This is a genomic window from Williamsia sp. Y721 (genome assembly GCF_059683565.1).
Genome location: NZ_JCASNH010000004.1, coordinates 36793 through 54174 on the forward strand (window position 1 = coordinate 36793; position 17382 = coordinate 54174).

Consider the following 17382-nt stretch of genomic DNA (forward strand, 5'->3'; position numbering starts at 1 on the left):
CGTGAAGTTCACCTTCGAGGCGGACCTTGACTACCAGCGCGACGCGATCGATGCCGTCACGGGGCTCTTCAAGGGGCAGGAGTCGCTGACGTCGTATTTCACAGTTCAGGCCCATGCCACGTTGAGCGAGGGACTGTTCGAGGCATCGGGGGACGCGCTGGGCATCTCCACCCAGGGTTACGGCAACCGGCTTCGTGTAGCACCCGAAACAGTTCTCGAGAACCTGCGTGCGGCACAGGACAACATTGGTCTAGCTCCTGAGCCGAAATTAGAGTCAATGAACTTTACGGTCGAGATGGAGACCGGGACGGGAAAGACTTACGTTTACCTTCGCTCGATCTACGAGTTGAACTCGCTATACGGCTTCACGAAGTTCGTCATCGTTGTACCTTCTGTCGCGATTAATGAGGGTGTTGCGACGTCGGTCGACATGCTGCGGGAGCACTTCGGTGCCTTGTATGGGAACCCGCCGATGCAATATTTCAAATACTCCGGCGACAACGTCTCGCGACTACGGTCGTTCGCGACGTCGTCGGGGATCGAGATCATGATCATCACGGTCGCAGCGATGAACAAGACGACCGCGAGGATCAACAAACCGTCCGAGGACCTCGACCTCGAGGTGCCAATGGACCTCGTGCGCGCAACGAATCCTATTGTCATCGTTGATGAGCCACAGAGCGTGTACGGCGACGACGGCAATCCGCGCAAGAAGAAGGGCGCTGGCCGGCTCGCAGTGGAGGGAATGAACCCAGCTGCGACGATCCGGTACTCCGCCACCCACCCGAAGTTCGACAAAGGCAACTTGGTCTACCGCCTCGACGCAATCGGCGCCTACGAGAAGCAGCTGGTCAAGCAGATTGAGGTTGACGACCTCGTCACGGAGGGCAGCGGCACTACGCCCTACGTGCGTCTGCTCAGCACGAAGCGCACCGGCTCTAGGTTCACGGCGCGCTTGGAACTCGACGCCGAGACCGCGACGGGCAGCAAGCGGAAGTCGTTCACCGTCGGCATCGGGGACAACCTGGGTGATCATGCCGGTCGCGACCTGTACCGCGACCTGATGGTCGACAGCATAAGCGTGGTTCCCGGAGCGGAGCATGTCCGGTTCACCGATTACAGTGAGGTGAAGGTCGGCGAAGCAATCGGCGCCGAGATCGGCCTGGGAGAACGCGCCCGACAGATGATCGCGCAGACGATCCGACAACACCTGCGCAAGGAAGACGAGTTTGCGTTTCACGGCCGAAAGATCAAGGTCCTCAGTCTCTTCTTCGTCGACTCAGTTGCCAAATACCGTGTTTACGACGAGAACGGCGAAGCCCAGCCAGGAGAGTATGCCCAGATCTTTGAGGACGAGTACGCGAAGATCGCGTCCGAACCAGAGTTCAACAAGCTTCTCGGCAACAGACCTGCCGACGTCGTCGCGGCCGAAGCCCATCAGGGCTACTTCTCGGTAGACCGCGGTCGTGGGGGCGTTGCGCGTCTCGTCGACACCAGAGAGACGACGGACAAAGGCCGCCAGCAGGCGGGCCTTGCCTACGACCAAATCATGAGAGACAAGGTCGGCCTGACAACGCCTGGCAGTCCAATCCGATTCATCTTCAGCCACTCCGCTCTCCAGGAGGGGTGGGACAATCCCAACGTCTTCCAGATCTGTGTGCTGCGAAACATGGGCTCCGAGCGTTGGAGGCGACAGAGTGTCGGGCGAGGCTTGCGGCTATGCGTCGACGGCGACGGCAACCGTGTCCGCGGATTCGACGTCAACCGTCTGACTGTCATAGCCAATGAGTCTTATGAGGAGTTTGCTGAACAGCTGCAGCGCGAGCTTGCCGAGGACCTTGGTATTGAGTTTGGCGTCGTCACGGTCGACGGTTTCGCTCGGCTCACATACAAGCCAGTCGGCGCTTCAAAATCCGAGCCCATTGGTAACGAGACGGGCCGTGAGCTCTTCGCGGCCCTCCTGAAGGCCGAATATATCGACTCGCGCGGGAGGGTCCAGGACAGGCTCCGCGACGCCGTTCAACAAGACACCGAAGAACTCCGCCAGCTGGTCGAGGGGACAATTGCGGACGAGCATGGTCAGGTCGAGATTCGCCGGCTGATCAAGAGGATCGCCAAGCCCATTGACGTCAAGAAGGCCGGATCCCGCATTTCTGTGCCGGTGGTGGAGGAGCGGCTGAAGAGTCCCGAGTTCCAGGCCCTTTGGGACCGAATCCAACACCGCACGGAGTTCCGGGTCGCAGTCGACGAGGCCGCACTGCGCGACGAGATTGTGAAGGCTTTGCGTGAGATGGCACCGGTGCCAAAGCGGAAGGGGGAGTGGCTAACCCATGTCGTCGATCGCATTGACCAGGGTGGCTTGAACGCCGAGACCAGCCACGCGCGTCGCGCCGATGTTCGCTACGAGGACAGTCAGAATCTGCCTGACATCCTCTCTGTGCTTGCCGATCGCACTCAACTCACCCGGGGGACCATAGCTCACGTGCTGACCGATTCGAGAACACTTCATCAGTTCAAGATGAACCCGCAGGTGTACGTGGATCGGGTGACCGCGGTACTGAACGCCACCAAATCCCGGTTCCTGATCAACGGGCTTCGGTACGAGCTGGTCGATCCGAGCCGGCCCGATCGCGAACAGCGCTATCCATTGTCGTTGCTCGAGGAAGCTGATCTTTCGGGATACACGGGGAGCGGTGGGAACGTTGTGGCGGATGCCAACAACGAGCCCATCTCATTTGGCACGAAGTCGCCGTACAAGTACGTGGTAGTCGACTCAGGTGTAGAGAGGGAGTTCGCTCTGCGGCTTCAGCAGCGCGACGACATCAAGGCCTTCGTCAAGCTGCCCGACGCATTTGTCATCCCCACACCGCTTGGTGACTACAACCCGGACTGGGCCGTGATGGCGGAGCGCCCTGACGGGAGTCAGTACATCGTCTTCGAGACCAAGGGCAACACGGATCTGGAACTCCTTCGGCCAGTTGAGCGCGGCAAAATCGCTGCAGCCAAGCGTCATTTCGACCGTGTGCGTGTTGACGTCGGCTTCAATGATCTGAAGTACGCCGTAGTCGACACGATGGAGAGCGCGGATGCTGTTCTGGATGATGTCGGCGCTGAAAACGTAGTGCACGGCCAGTAAGGGCGCTGGCGAGACGGCTTTGGGCGGTCGAGCTTAAGGAGGCGTCGCTATACATATGCGAGGTAGTGGGCCGCGCAGCAGCCCTGTAGAGGGGAGGGTGCGGCAAAAGCCTTGCTGTTCAGACGCAAATCGGTGATGCCTGTCGGTGGTTCGTGCTGAACTAGTGGAACAGGCAGTGCGCTTCTTGGTGTAGAAGTTTTCACCGCACAAGAGTGTCCGTACCGGCACTGGAATAGACACTGTAGGGCGAGAAACAATCGGAGGAATGCAATGACAATAGAAGCCGGTTCGGCGCAGAATCAGACCTCCGTACGCAACTCAATAATCGAAATTCTCAGGGCTGACAATACGCGACTGGGGGATGTCTACCGTCTCGGCGAAGACGGGAAGTCAGCTACTGAGATAGCGGACGAACTCGGCGTCAGCACGTCTGGATTTGTCTCGAACTACAAGACCATGATCGCAGCGATGCTGGACGGAACCCTTCCCGTCAGCACTTCGGTGTCTGCTCAGATAGCGAGTCGGCTCCGAAACTGGCTGAAAGACCCGAGTCTTGAAGCGCCAACCCGAGCTTATCTGGACGATCTGCATACTTCATTGTTAACTAAGGCTGATGATGTGGCCGCAAAGACTATCGAAGATGAGAGAGCAAAGCAGAAAACCAAAGACGTTGAAGAGCGCAATGTTCCCGGTATCTACGTATACACCTTGCCTCATTACCTTCGGTATCCATTCGATCCTGAGTCCGATCGAACGCTCCTGAAGGTCGGGCGTTCTGAGCGTGACACCTTTCAACGAGTGGCCGGTCAGACGCGGATCACAGCATTGCCTGAGGACCCGGTCTTGTTGCGTGTTTACCCTACTGAACTGGGGAAGTCCGCAGCTGTCGAGACCAACTTTCATGCGTGGCTGGACGACGCAAATCATGATCGAAGCAGAAGTCGACGGGGCGGTACTGAGTGGTTTCTTACTTCCCTTCGATTTCTCGATAGGATCGCCAAATCGCACGATCTTGAAATCGTGGTTGTGAATGAGGCTGAGGTTGGCAGCCTGTAGGTATGTTTTGTAGCGCCTTGATAATTTGATCAGTTCCGTGCTATGTCGGTGCTGCAGTAGGGGTTTCTGTGAACCTAATGGTCCGCGTTTGAAGTTTTTGGAGGGTTGGCTCTCTTCGGATTTCTCTCGGGGGGTTTGGCCCACACGAATGGTTGAGCATAAGAATCCCATTCGTTGGTGCAGGCGCAGACCTTTGCAGTCAGTTCGGTCGCGTTTCGAACCTTGCCCGTGCTGGATGGCATCGCGTTCGATGATGCGGAACCAGCCCTCGACCAGTTTCATCCACGATGCCGAGTTCGGCGTGAAATGCACTGCGGTGCGCGGGTTTGCAAAGAGATACTCGCGGGCTTCTTGCTCTTTGTGGTGGCGTAGTTGTCCATCACCAGATGCAGTTGTTGGTCGGGATGGGCCCGCGCCACATGCTTGACACGGATCAGGAGCTTCCGACCGGTTACTGGGCGCGTTCGTCTTGCTCTGGCCGCCCCGTGGCGAGTTCGTCCAGGGCGCCGACGATTCAATCGTTCGAATGACCGAGGCGCTGGCGGCTTCGAACTACGCGCGCAAACATAAAGGTCACGGACGGGTGGTGCGCCGAGTGCAACTGGCAAAGCTGCTTGAGCGTGACCGGAGGCCGTGTCCAAGTCCCACGAGATGTCGCGGCGGTGGGTAATGATGCAGGTGTGACGAAAACCAACGCCTACGGCGAACTTGCCGATGCGATCCGGCACATCAAGAATGGTTCTTTATTGGCATTGGTGACGGTGATTGTGCCTAGTGGCGGTGCAGGACGCGACGCGATGAAGCACCTCGCACGCGGTGTAGGACTTGCGAACGTTCGCGTGCTGACGTTATGGCAAGCTGTTGGCCTACTTGCTGCCCCAGCTCTCGCGCCGCGGCTCCCACTCGACTATCCGTTGCTTGAAGCATCTGTCCGACGAGTATTGTCCGAACGACCTGGGCTCTTCGAGCACGTGGCAACAGAACCGGTCACCTCCCAGGCACTGGCCGGAGCGAGTTCTGTCTTGGGCGGATACACCGACTTCGAGGGCGTGACCAGCTCCCGGCTCGTCGAGGACACCCTCCGTGTGCACCTTCTTGCGACAAAGGCGCACGATTCGGACTACTACTTGCCATACGAGGCGTATGCGGCAGCCGTGGACCGAACCGACCAGCTCGGCAAGATCATCGTGTTCCAGCCGTGTGAATTAGACCCAGCGGCGCTCAAGGTCCTTCGCGCGATGCAGAGTCGCGGCCAGACGGTCGAAGGCGAGGTTGCAGTCACGGGGACGATGGTGGTGCATACGTCAGATGCAGATGATGAGGTGCGTGCCGTGAGTCGGATCGTGCGCAAGCATCTGTCGACGGGCACGCCAGGTCACCGCATCGGCGTCTTCTACGGAACCGATGATCCGTATCTCCACCTGATCCACGAGCACTTCGTCAATGGCGGTATTGAGTTCACTGGCCCCGATTGCACGTCGCTCATTGACCGACCTCTCGCGCGATCATTGCTCGACCTTCTGCGACTCGACCTCGACATGATGCCGCGGCGTGACTTGTTGGCGGTGCTGGCCGAGCGCGTCCTGCGCCGGCCCGCGATTGGCGACGATCCGGTCTCTCTGCGGAAGCTCGAACTGCTGACACGCAAGTATGTTCCGATCGTCGGCGGTGCTGACTGGGCGCGGCTCACTCAACTCGATCCGAGTGATAAACGATATGCCGAAGCTCAGGCGATGCATCAGTTTGTGGACGGTCTCCGTGCACAACTCCGGAATATCGTGACCGCTTCGGATTGGGCCAGCGCAGCTGAACTGTTGCTGGACTTTGTCGAAAGCCATTTCGTCACCACGTCCCGGAGCGACAAAGACCCGACCGCGGCGGATGCGGACTCGATTCGCCAGATTTGTCGTGACCTTCGTGCGATGGATGGCATTGCGCCCGCGCCAACAGCGACCGGAGTGGTCGACGCCTTGACGGTTCGAATCACCCGAGTGGCAAGGACGGTCGGTCGATCGGGGACTGGGGTTTCGGTTGGTCCGATCAGCGCTGGCGTCGGTCGTGACCTCGATGTCTGCATCGTGATGGGTATGGCCGAAGGCATCGTGCCGGCGAGGCGCCGCGAAGACCCATTGCTGCCGGCCGAACTCACCGGTCGCACACTCGCCGACGACATCGCCGGACAACATCGGCAACTGATGCTCACACTCGGCTCTGGCCGAGTGCACCGCATCATCACGTTCCCGCGGGGGAGCCTTCGTGGAGGTGCCGAAAAGGTACCGTCGCGGTGGGCCATCTCCACACTGGAACATCTGTCGGGTCAGAAGATCAATGTTGTTGACTGGGAGAGGCAAACAAACGACATCAAAACGATTGTGACCGTCGAATCGTTTGATGTGGCGACTCAAAGGACCGAGGCCCGCCTCGGAACCAGCGCTGCCTCCCCAACGGAGTGGCGTCTCCGTGCGCTCGCTGGTGTCCCAGCACGTGATCGGCGGAACATACTCGATGACGTGGTCGTGTTCCGCGGCATGGAGATGCGTAGTGATCGTCTCAACGGTCGCTTTACTCGATACAACGGAAACGTCTCAGCCATCAGCGATTTGGTGACGTTCTTTGACAAGCCAGTGTCGCCGTCGCGACTCGAAGATTGGGTCGCCAGCCCGTACCGGTTCTTCGTCCGAACGCTCCTCGGTGTCGATGCATTGCCAGATCCTGACGATGAGGCTCAACTTGATCCGCTGACCAGGGGGAACTTGATTCACGCAACACTCGAGCAGTACATCAAGGGCGTGATGGACGGGCAGGATGCCACACTCGACCGCCTCCTGGGCATCGCGGAGGGCGTGCTCCACAACGCCCGCATCGACGCCCCTGGTTGGCTTCCTCAACTATGGGCCAAAGACAGTGGCATCATTCGCCGCGATCTCGCTGACTGGCACAAACACGACACCAACGACCGAGAATCAGGCTGGGCACCTACCGGAGTGGAAAAGAAGTTCGGCGAAGACCCACACCGCCTAGAGATCGATCTCGGCTCTGCCGCAGTCGCATTCACCGGATCTATTGACCGCATCGATCAGCACACGGATGGTCGTGTCCGGGTCACCGACTACAAGACTGGCAATGCGGATTCGTACAAGACTCTGTCGGAGTCCGCGCCGACAGATAGCGGGACCAAGTTTCAGCTGCCGGTCTACGGATTGTTCGCCGCGACGCAAGGACAGCAGGTCAGCGCCCGGTACTGGTTCGCGAGCGCTCGAGGAAAATTCGGTTCGGTGGGCTACGACGTCACCGATACAGTCATCGACATTCTGAAGACCGACTTGGAACTGGTCCACAATGCTGTCGCCGCAGGGTACTTCCCGCCGAGACCACCCCAGTCGCACTGGGCAGACCCCCTTGTTGACCTCATTGGAAAGGCCGGACTCGAACGGGCGTGGGTGAATCTCGACGACGTTCCGGAGATCGCCGACTACCTCGCAAAGCATGGTGCCTGAGGTGACGACGATGGATACATCTCTCGTTGACTTCGCAGAGCGGCTACGGATCCAGAGTGATACGGGCGCGACACTTTTTGTGGAGGCCGGCGCTGGCAGCGGCAAGACGCACTCGCTGGTTCAGCGCATCTGCCACCTGGTGCTCTCCGATGGCATTCCGCTCGACGACATCGCAGCGATCACCTTCACCGAGAAGGCGGCAGCCGAGTTACGTGAACGAGTCCGCGACGAGCTGGCCACCTATGACAGTCCGGCGGCGAAGGCAGCACTCGATCAAGTCGATACCGCTGCGCTGGGCACGCTGCACGCTTTCGCATCACGACTCGTCAGCGAGCATCCGCTGGAAGCAGGAGTCCCGCCACGTATTTCGGTAGTCGACGCAATGGGTTCGCAGTTGTCGTTTGAACGCCGGTGGCGGCGGATGCGCGCAACCCTGTTTTCCGACGAGGCAACCGCGCCTGCGGGCCTGGCGGAGGCAATGCAGGTGGTGATCGGCGCGGGCGCGTCGTTGGATCAGGTTCGTACGCTTGCCGATGCGCTCGATCGGAGCTGGGACCGCCTGAGGCTCAGCGGCACTGCTCCAGCGGTGGGGATTCCTGATATCGACGCCATTCTCCAGGCCGCAGACCTTGCTGCCGACGTTGTAGACGAGTGCCTCGACCCATCGGACCCGATGATTGGCGGGCTGGATCGAGTGCGGGCTTGGCGAGAAGCAATAGCCGCCGGACGGGACACCACCGCATGGATGGGACTCGTCGACCAGTGTCCCAAGCTTGGCAATACCGGGCGTGGTCCGAATTGGACCGGAGGATCTACGAGGCTCAAAGAGATCAGAGCAGCGGTAAAGGAGGTTGGCGAGTTGGCGCAGGAAACGTGTCACCGATACGTCGCTTCTGCTCTGGCTGTTGTGGTCCACCATCTTTCGTACGCAGTGGTTGACGAAGCGCGGCAGCGACAGCGCGAAGGGCAGCTCGAGTTCCATGATCTACTGGTCCACGCCCGTGACCTGGTGTCGAACCCGGGGGTTCAAGCCGCCGTGCACAGCAGGTACCAGCGCATTATGCTCGACGAGTTCCAGGACACCGACCCGCTCCAACTGGACATTGCCCAGCGCATCGTTGCCGGGCCCGACCACCCCGGGCGGCTCTTTACGGTGGGGGATCCTAAACAGTCGATCTACCGTTTCCGGCGCGCCGACATAGCGTCCTACATGGCAGCGCGTGAGAACACCGATCCGAACGACGTTGTTCGTCTCACCACGAACTTCCGGTCCACCAAACCCGTTCTCGACTGGGTGAACTCGGTCTTCGACACCCTCGTGGTCGCGGAACCTCAAGTGCAGGCTGAGTACACGGCGCTTGACCATGCGCCCGGAAGGCCCGACTGGACCGCATCGTCGTGGGGCCCCCGTCCGTTCGTGTTCTCGGATGAATCTGATCCCACAGACGAAGAGCAGGGGTTGTCGCCTGCCGAACTGCTGCGAGCCAGAGAAGCGAAAGATGTCGCGCGCATCATCGGCACCGCGATCACTCGTGGCTGGCAGAAGGAGACAGGTGGTCACAGCACGTATGACCACACACCCATCGATCTCAGCGATATCTGCATCCTGATTCCGTCACGCGCGGTGTTGCCGTTTCTCGAAAAGTCATTGGACGCTGCAGGCATTGAGTTCCGCTCCGAAGCGTCGTCGCTCGTGTACTCGACGCAGGAAGTGCACGACTTGTTGGTCACGGCGCGAGCGCTATCCAACACCGCAGACGAGGCTGCGCTGGTGGCGGCGTTGCGCACACCGCTGTTTGGTTGTGGTGACGATGACCTCCTGCGTTGGAAAGCCGCTGGGGGCCAGTGGAACTGGTTCAGTGACCCGCCCGCTGGACAAGATGAGTCGCCGATCGCCGAAGCGCTCGCCTACCTGAAAGGCGTTTGGTTTGATCTTGGTCTTCTGACGCCCGGGGCTCTGCTCAGCAAACTCGCCACCGATCGTCGAGTCTTCGAAGTCTCTATGGACTCGCCACGGCACCGCGACGTATGGCGGCGGTTGCGGTTCGTGATCGATCAGGCTCATGCCTGGTATGGCGAAGGTCGTGGAGATCTCCGCGACTATCTGGACTGGGCATCGACGCAGCAAGAAGAGAATGCTCGTGTCGCCGAGGCGGTGCTTCCGGAGATCGGTGTAAACGCGGTGCGCATCATGACCATTCACGCGGCCAAAGGGCTGCAGTTCCCGATGGTGATCGTCGCCGGGATGAGTGGTGGTGTTCGTAACACCTCGGAACCGGTGCTCTGGGACAGCAACGACCAGATGGAGGTGTACCTCGCGAAGTCAGCAAAGTCGCTCGGGTACGCCGCGGTGGCCAAGACTGAGAAGTCGCACGTCGACGCGGAACGGGTGAGGCTGCTTTACGTTGCCTGCACCCGTGCGGAAAGTTTGCTGGCTGTGTCGGGCTATCGGACGACCCGCGATGATTGCTGGGGCGCCATCGTCGCGCGAGGTACGGACGGTGTACCCAACGAGGCGCCTGACCTGATTGATCCGGTCCGTAATGACGACGACTTCAAAGGAGCTGCAACAGAACTCGAGACCTGGGAACAGTGGCAGGCCGAGACAGCGTTGGTCGCAGCGGCGAGTGCGGTCCCTTCGTCGTTGTCGGTGACCGATATCGTTCACGAGAAGCGTTCGGAGGGGGCGTTGCTTCTGCAGGCGTACAGGGCAGGCGAGCTGTTGAGTTCTGCTGCTGCGGACGAGAATGTGCCGCCGGCGGTGGGTTCAATGGAAAGCGGTGCAGCGTTGGGCACTGCCTTGCATGCACTGCTCGAGTCGGGCGGTCTCAGCGGCGACATCGACGACGCTTTCGCCGAACGCGCGAAGGTGGCGGCGCGTATCGCGGGCTTGGTCGACGCCGGTCGATTCGTGCAACTCGCGCGATCGGCGCTTGCCTCCGAGCCGGTGCAACGTGCGGCTGTGCGAGAACACTGGCAAGAAATGCCGCTTGGCGGGCTTGCTCCCGGCAGCGACATCGTGGTCGAGGGGATTGCCGATCTGGTGTATCGCGAGGACGACGGGTCGCTCGTTATCGTCGACTACAAGACGGATGTCGGTGTGTCACAGACGACGCTCGAGCAGTATTGGGCTCAGTTGGCGATCTATGCCGACCTGTTGCGTCGAGCGACTGGGGAACGGTTGTCATCGCTAGTGTTGGTGTTCTGCCGCCCCGATGAAGCTGTAGTGCTCCAGCGGTCACTGGTCTGAAAGGCGGTTGAGGATGCCCTTTACTCACCCCGAGTCACCACGTTTTGCCAACGGTGCTGAGCACAACGTGTGGCAGGAGTTGCTCATCCAACTCCAGGACGGAGACTTCGTCGCCGCGGGCCAACGCGTGACAGACCACCTGAAAGACCATGAGGCCGACTTTGTGGTGGCGATTGAAGGCGTCGGCATCGTGTGCATCGAAGTTAAAGGCGGAGAGGTCTGGCACGACGGCATCAGTTGGCGTCAGAACCGCGGCGGCCAACACGTGGAGATCGACCCGGTGCGGCAAGCGCGTGATACCTGCTATGCGCTCCGGGAGTTCGTCGAGAGTGATCCGCGATGGTCGCAGGGGCGGGTCCGATGGGACCACATGATCGTTCTGCCGAACACTCAACTGCCGGAGGGCTTTGCGCTTCCCGACTGTCCGCGATGGAAAGTAGTGGATCGAACTCAGCTCCACCATCTGGTCGGTCTCATCTGCAATGTTCTGGTCAAGCAGGAGATTGATCGACGGTTACTCGATGATGCGGGCATTGACCAATTCCGAATAACGTTGGCGGGGCGCGGTTTACCGCAACGTGATGCAGTTGCCCGTGCCCTGGAAAACGAAGACTCCGCAGACCTCTTTTAAGCGTCGAAGAGCCTTTAGGCCTAGGACGTTACTCTAAAACGAGCTGGGGCGTGGCGGCTGGCGTGAGGTCGTTCGCTTCCATGAACGTGATGAGGTTCTGTGCGAGGTCACGCTCCGAAATTAACGCTGAAAGCGACCGGGACTTACTGTCGCTAATCGCTTCCACCGTATTTATTTGGGCCGACAGCTCTGCGGCGGCCGCAGATGCTTTCAACCAGATCGCGTCGTCGAACTCGTGCCCGAAGCTCTTCTGCGCGAAGGCGACTGCCGTCGCCAACAGCAGTTGCCCGGAGTTCAATTGGCCTCTTTCACCTCGTCCGCCAACAGCGGCGGCGGTGGTGATGGCAGCGCCTGTGCTAGCGATACCGCCGATCGCAGCAAGTCCGCCGACCATTCCACCTGGCCCAAGCGCCGCCAACCCGCCCGTCAACGCTGCGGCGCCCGCAGCGCCTGCTGGCGCTAGTGCAATGAGGCTGTACGGCGCTATCGCGATTACAGCGACTCCGGCAGCCGCAAATGCGATGCGTCCCCAGTTGGCCCCAGGTTTGGTCATCTTTGTGATCGATTCATTGAACACGCGAACGATCGATCGGAGTTCGGGACCGAACGACGTCGATTGCCCCGCCTTCTCGCTGATTATGGGCAGAGCTTTGAAAGCTGCATCGTCAATATCAATTTCGAACGGTGCGATCAAGTCGCTGAGAGCGAGAATGGTGAGCTGTTCGATCAGCCCAGCGACCGTCCAGTGATCGGGGATCTTGGGCGTGTCGCCTTCAGCGAGCTTATGGAGTTCTCGCGGGAGCGGAATGCCGTTTGCGTCGGCGTCCCAGATTTGGGCTACTAGATCAGCCCGCTTAATGCGGATGGCCTCCGAGTATCGTGCGCTAACCTTCTTGTCGTTGATTGAGTCACGCACTGCATACCGGAAGTGCAACTCGAGGATCAAAGCAGCCACGTCGTCGGTCAGCGCGGTGGTGACTCGCGTTGTGCGGCGAGGGGTCCTGGACGATTGGTGAAACGCCGTTCCGACAGCCCGTGCGACGGCTGTGTTTCGCAGGTAGGACTTCGAGCGGTGCCCGGCCGCCCCGATGTCGACGCGAAAGTCTTGAACGTCTGCAAACACTCCGGCGAGTCCACGAGCGCGCGTCACCGGGTCTCGTGGACTGAAAAAGTTCAGCCATGAGTTTGTTGACTTATAGGGAAAGTTCCCGATGAGCTCCCTCCGTGATGCCGCGAAGAGCGCGGTGTTGGCAGGACTGCCGATGGTGACAACACGTCGAACGACGATGTCTTTCGGAAGCCGAGTAATGAGGTCGACTGTTACTACGCTCCCCAGGCTGTGGCCGACGATGACGATCTCCCCCCGCTCAGGGAGCTGAGACAGCACACGTTGCAGAACAGCTCCGCGCATGCCCTTCTGGTACACATAAGCTTCAATCTGATGGATCTCGTTCGCAAAAAGCTTGTTGGGTAGCGCTTTCGCCAATCCGCCTAGTGCTGCATGTGAGGGGTCTAGGTCCAGTAGTGGAAACCCGATACTTTGCACAGAGGGGTCCGCGCCGACTGCCCTGGCGGCCTCGATCTGTCGATTCAAGAACTTTGCACGCTCAGACGAGACGTCAGCTTTCTCGCCTTGCGCGGTCGGCTTCGGAACCGCGGCGTTTGCATCCGGTGACGACAAGATGTCGGAATAGGAGGGCGCGATAACGTCGACTTCGTCGACTGCGGAGAGCCCTTGAGCTACGAGGCTGTCATTCAGTGCACTGAGCCATCCGTGGTCGCCATCGCCATCACCGACTCCGTGTAAGTAGACGAGCTTCATCCAAATGCCTTTCCGTCTCTTGATATCAACACCGTCGGTGCGTCGCTCAGCCTAGCGACTTCGTCCGACACACCAGCGTGCTCGAGGGCAGTCCCGCTCGCACCTGAGACCGCGCCAATTCAAACTCGCTGGCCCCAATTCATTAGTACGGTTGTATCGCAGATACTAGAACGTGACACTGGTTCGCGAAGATCGGCCCGCCCGGATTGTCGGACTGGTAGGGAAAGATCGTCGACTGTGAGTAGTCCATCGGCAACCGATCTCGTCGCAGCGGTCTCCGCCTCGAATGTTGGCGACTCCCTGCAGCGACGTGACGAGCAACTTAGCCCCGGCCTTTCATCTCGGTATGGGCTGATCGCTTATCCTGGTGTATGGCAGTACTTTTCGTGACGTAGGCAGGCGGGTTGCCGGGTGGCGGTGCCGGTGAGTGGGTCTTCGGGTCCTTGGATCGCTATGCAACTGCGACTGCGAGAAAAGGGCATCACTGACCTTCCCGACCGCCCGCAGGCAAGCCAGATCAGATGTCACCTACTTGTGCAGCAGTCCCGTACGTCATCGTTCGATAGATATTGAACCCACGAGCCGTAGTCCAGGATCTGGGCAACTACGTCCCTCGGTGTCTTGTCTCGCTTAAGCTCAATTGCGTGCAAGTACCCATCGCCATCGATACCTAAAAGATCGATCTGCTTGCCGTGTGCGGTGATCACCCGACGTCCGATGATCATCAACTGCCGGCCAAGCATCGCCGGGTCAGATTCTATGATTTCTTCAAGGCGCGACTCTAGCGGCATAGACGATGGCAAGACTCGCTTGGCCTCGCCTTCTACCCGCCACAACGCGATTTCTGCTGACATACACCTCTCGTGCTAAGTGTTCCCAATCTCATTGGAGGGTCTGCTAACTCGCAATCACCGACCCGCTTGCGAACACATCGGCTGGCATCGGTCGCTGTAGATTCCACGTGATCGCGATCGGGCGCTCACTCTGATGGCTGACGAGGTCCACCGGACCGAGGAAAATGAATGGTTCCGCACCGATGTCGCCGTTGGGTCGGTCCCGGACGAACAACAGCACCCGCCCGTTCTCGCCGCTCGTACCGAGTAGACGTTGACCGAGTTTCGACTGAACCGTGGTGTTGTTGGGCGACTCCCAGTGGAACGTCTCGCGTGAAATCGGGAAGTCCCGGTACATCGTGGTGGGGCTGAACTGCCCCTCGTCCTTGTGGAGATTGACGAACAACGCTCCCGTTGATCCATCGTCGGTCCACACGACGCCGGTTGCCTGGCCATATGCCTTGCGCGTCAACGATGCCCATCCAATGGCCGCGAGGACTTCCTCGCGTCGATAGTGCACATGGGTGGAGAGCGGAATGTCGTCGACGTCCATGGGTTTGGGGACGTGCTTGATCTGGTCGGTGGTGACGTCGAGAATCTGACCGATCTCGTCGCAGATTGCAGGATTGGATTGCAGGTGCCGCAAGCCGGCGTCGTAGTCCTCATGGTCGCTGCGATCTGGCCACAGTAGGAAGAACAGCATGCGCGCATACGCCTGGTCGCGGGACGACAGATCGCGGTATCGGGGGCGGCCGGGTTGTGCGAGTTTTCGGTACACCTTGGCGCGCTCGAGATCGTCGACGTGCGTGACGATCCGAATCCTCCTGAGCAATGCCTCTTCGCCGGGACCCGAAGCAGGCGTGGGCAAATGTGCATCTCGGGCCAGCGTGGTCCACGATTTGCCGGCGGTGCCACCGTAAACATCTACGAGGTCGTGGCCAGATTCCCTGAGGTATTCCTGCAGCGTGTGAGGCTTGTGCGCGGCAATGCTGGCGACGAGATCGGCGCGACGGTTAAGACGAATCGTGTGCCGGATGCTCTCGGTGATGATTTCCTGGGACACCTTGTCGAGGACCAGGCGGCTGCCGCCCGGAAGGAACGGGAAGTCTTCGCTGATTTCGCTGAGCAACCGTCCGCGACTGGACCCGGTGAGCGCCTGAAACTTATTCTCGAACCGGAACTCTCGTCGTTGTTGGCCGATGAAATCGAGGACGGTCAAGACTGCTTTGGTCTTCGTGCGTCGAAGCCCGCGTCCCAGCTGTTGCAAGAAGACGGTGGCGCTTTGTGTTGGGCGCAGGAGCAGAAGCGTGTCGACATCGGGGATGTCGAGACCTTCGTTGAAGACGTCCACCCCGAACAGGCACTGGACGGTGCCAGCGCGAAGCTTGGCGAACGCTTCGGCTCGCGCGACAGGACTGGTGTCTGCGGATACGGCCAGCGACTCCACGCCCTGTTGCGTGAATCTGTGCGCCATGTACTCCGCGTGCGCAATTGACACACAGAACCCGAGCGCGCGCATTGCGGTCGGGTCACTGACCTTGTCGCTCAGCGCTTGCAGGACTAGCCGGGTGCGGGCGTCGTTGCCGGTGTACAGGTTTGACAGGTCACTGATGTGGTAATTGCCGCGTGACCATGTAATTGAACGCAAGTCGGTGTTGTCGGCAACGCCGTAGTAGTGGAACGGGCACAACAGGTCTTGTTCGAGTGCGTCCCAGAGTCGGAGTTCGTAGGCGATTCGGCCGTCGAACCACGAGAAGACATCGCGGCCGTCAGTACGCTCTGGTGTGGCTGTCAGACCGAGAAGCTCTGCGGGCTGGACGTGGTTGAGAAGTCGCTTGTAGGTGGCGGCTTCCGCATGGTGGAATTCGTCCACCACAACCACTTTGAATTGCGTTGGGTTGATGCCTTCGAGTGCATTGGAATGAAGTGACTGGATACTGGCGAACACGTGTTTCCACTGAGTTGGTCGTTCCCCGCCGACATACAGTTCGCCAAAGTTGCCGTCAGCGAGTACTTCGCGGTACATCCGCAATGATTGTTCGAGGATCTCCCTGCGGTGGGCCACGAAGAGGAGCGGAAGCCGTTCGCCTGCACGCTCGCACAAGCCTCGATAGTCCAGTGCGGCGACCACGGTTTTGCCGGTACCGGTAGCCGCGACCACTAGATTGCGGTGGCGGTCGTGTACCTGACGTTCTACGTCGAGGGCTTCGAGGATGCGTTCTTGGTGCGGGTAGGGCCTGACGTCGAGTCCGGATACGGTCAGTGTCTGCCGACCCTGGGAGTTGCCGCCAGCTTCGGCCAATGCGCGGTCGAGAAGATCTGCGTCGGTGGTCGGGTCGTAGTCCTTGAAAGCTGGGTCATTCCAATAGGTGTCAAAGGTGGCCTCAAACTTGCGCACCAGCGATGGTGTGCTGACCCCCGAGATCCGAACGTTCCACTCGAGACCATCGACCATTGCCGAGCGCGACAGGTTGGAACTTCCGACGTAACCGGTGTCGAAGCCGCTGAGTCGACGGAACAGCCAGGCTTTGGCGTGCAGTCGGGTGGAGGCGGTTTCGTATCGAATCTTGACGTGCGCCCCGTACTTCGTCACCAGGGTGTCCAGCGCACGTCGCTCGGTGGCACCGCGGTAGGTGGTGGTGAGGACTCGCGGCTGTATCCCGCGTTCGCGAAGAGCCGCAAGTTGTTGACCCAGAACCGAGATGCCGGCAAAGCGGATAAACGCACAGAGCAGGTCCACACTGTCCGCGCTCGCGAGCTCATGGGCGATCTCTCCAGCCATGTTTGGCTCGCCCTTGGTATTGGTGAGGAGAGCGACCTCCGACAGGGGAGTGGCAGGCCGCAGTAGCTTCGGCTCGTCCGTGCCACGGAGCGCCACCAGCAACTCGGGCCGTAGAACTTCGTCCGTTTGGTCCAGCTGGCCGAGAAGCTCGTTGGCCCGAGCGACTTGATCGGCCGGCTTGAGGGCACTGAGATGTCGAACGAGAGCCTCGGCAAGGTGTCGGCTCAATACAGTCGCGGCATCACCGTCACCGATGTCGGCAAAGTCGGGCGAGAGCGGCTGGGAGGCCAAATCTGCGTCGACTCGCCGCGTGTGGAGCAACTCGTAAATGCCGCGGGGGAGAGGTTCGTTCACCGTTGGAGTAGATCACGAGGG

7 protein-coding genes and 1 pseudogene are annotated in these 17382 nt (G+C 59.9%); 5 read left to right on the forward strand and 3 right to left on the reverse strand.

Annotated elements, in window-relative coordinates:
* Nucleotide 1 precedes the first annotated feature (1 nt).
* The 5 genes and pseudogenes from AC56PL_RS19685 to AC56PL_RS19705 all read left to right on the forward strand — a co-directional run.
* Complete coding sequence (locus AC56PL_RS19685) at nucleotides 2–3136, forward strand: restriction endonuclease (protein ID WP_497154879.1); 3135 nt, start codon at nucleotides 2–4, stop codon at nucleotides 3134–3136.
* Between the two features lie 270 nt (nucleotides 3137–3406).
* Nucleotides 3407–4192 carry a GIY-YIG nuclease family protein gene (locus tag AC56PL_RS19690; protein ID WP_497154880.1) on the forward strand — a complete coding sequence of 262 codons (786 nt, stop codon included), beginning with the start codon at nucleotides 3407–3409 and terminating at the stop codon, nucleotides 4190–4192.
* Nucleotides 4193–5163: 971 nt separating this feature from the next.
* The gene (locus AC56PL_RS19695) at nucleotides 5164–7689 is read left to right on the forward strand and encodes a PD-(D/E)XK nuclease family protein (RefSeq protein ID WP_497154881.1); all 2526 of its coding nucleotides are present in this window, start codon (nucleotides 5164–5166) and stop codon (nucleotides 7687–7689) included.
* Nucleotides 7690–7699: 10 nt separating this feature from the next.
* The gene (locus AC56PL_RS19700) at nucleotides 7700–10939 is read left to right on the forward strand and encodes a UvrD-helicase domain-containing protein (protein WP_497154882.1); all 3240 of its coding nucleotides are present in this window, start codon (nucleotides 7700–7702) and stop codon (nucleotides 10937–10939) included.
* Nucleotides 10940–10952: 13 nt separating this feature from the next.
* Nucleotides 10953–11561 (forward strand): annotated as a pseudogene (locus tag AC56PL_RS19705) (nuclease-related domain-containing protein); the annotation flags it as partial.
* A gap of 37 nt (nucleotides 11562–11598) precedes the next feature.
* Here AC56PL_RS19705 and AC56PL_RS19710 read toward each other — a convergent pair.
* The 3 genes from AC56PL_RS19710 to AC56PL_RS19720 all read right to left on the reverse strand — a co-directional run bounded on the left by AC56PL_RS19710 (nucleotide 11599) and on the right by AC56PL_RS19720 (nucleotide 17361).
* On the reverse strand, nucleotides 11599–13392 hold the full coding sequence (locus AC56PL_RS19710; protein WP_497154883.1) for an alpha/beta hydrolase family protein: 1794 nt from the start codon (nucleotides 13390–13392) through the stop codon (nucleotides 11599–11601).
* Between the two features lie 524 nt (nucleotides 13393–13916).
* Entirely contained in the window at nucleotides 13917–14246 is a 330-nt protein-coding gene (locus AC56PL_RS19715; RefSeq protein ID WP_497154884.1) for an endonuclease NucS domain-containing protein, read from the reverse strand.
* Nucleotides 14247–14289: 43 nt separating this feature from the next.
* Nucleotides 14290–17361 carry a DEAD/DEAH box helicase gene (locus tag AC56PL_RS19720; RefSeq protein ID WP_497154885.1) on the reverse strand — a complete coding sequence of 1024 codons (3072 nt, stop codon included), beginning with the start codon at nucleotides 17359–17361 and terminating at the stop codon, nucleotides 14290–14292.
* Between the last annotated feature and the right edge of the window lie 21 nt (nucleotides 17362–17382).

Bases quoted from the DNA above. Each gene is read 5' to 3' on its own strand.
- AC56PL_RS19690 (WP_497154880.1), top strand. From the start codon at position 3,407: ATGACAATAGAAGCCGGTTCGGCGCAGAATCAGACCTCCGTACGCAAC.
- AC56PL_RS19700 (WP_497154882.1), top strand. From the start codon at position 7,700: ATGGATACATCTCTCGTTGACTTCGCAGAGCGGCTACGGATCCAGAGT.
- AC56PL_RS19710 (WP_497154883.1), bottom strand. From the start codon at position 13,392: ATGAAGCTCGTCTACTTACACGGAGTCGGTGATGGCGATGGCGACCAC.
- AC56PL_RS19715 (WP_497154884.1), bottom strand. From the start codon at position 14,246: ATGTCAGCAGAAATCGCGTTGTGGCGGGTAGAAGGCGAGGCCAAGCGA.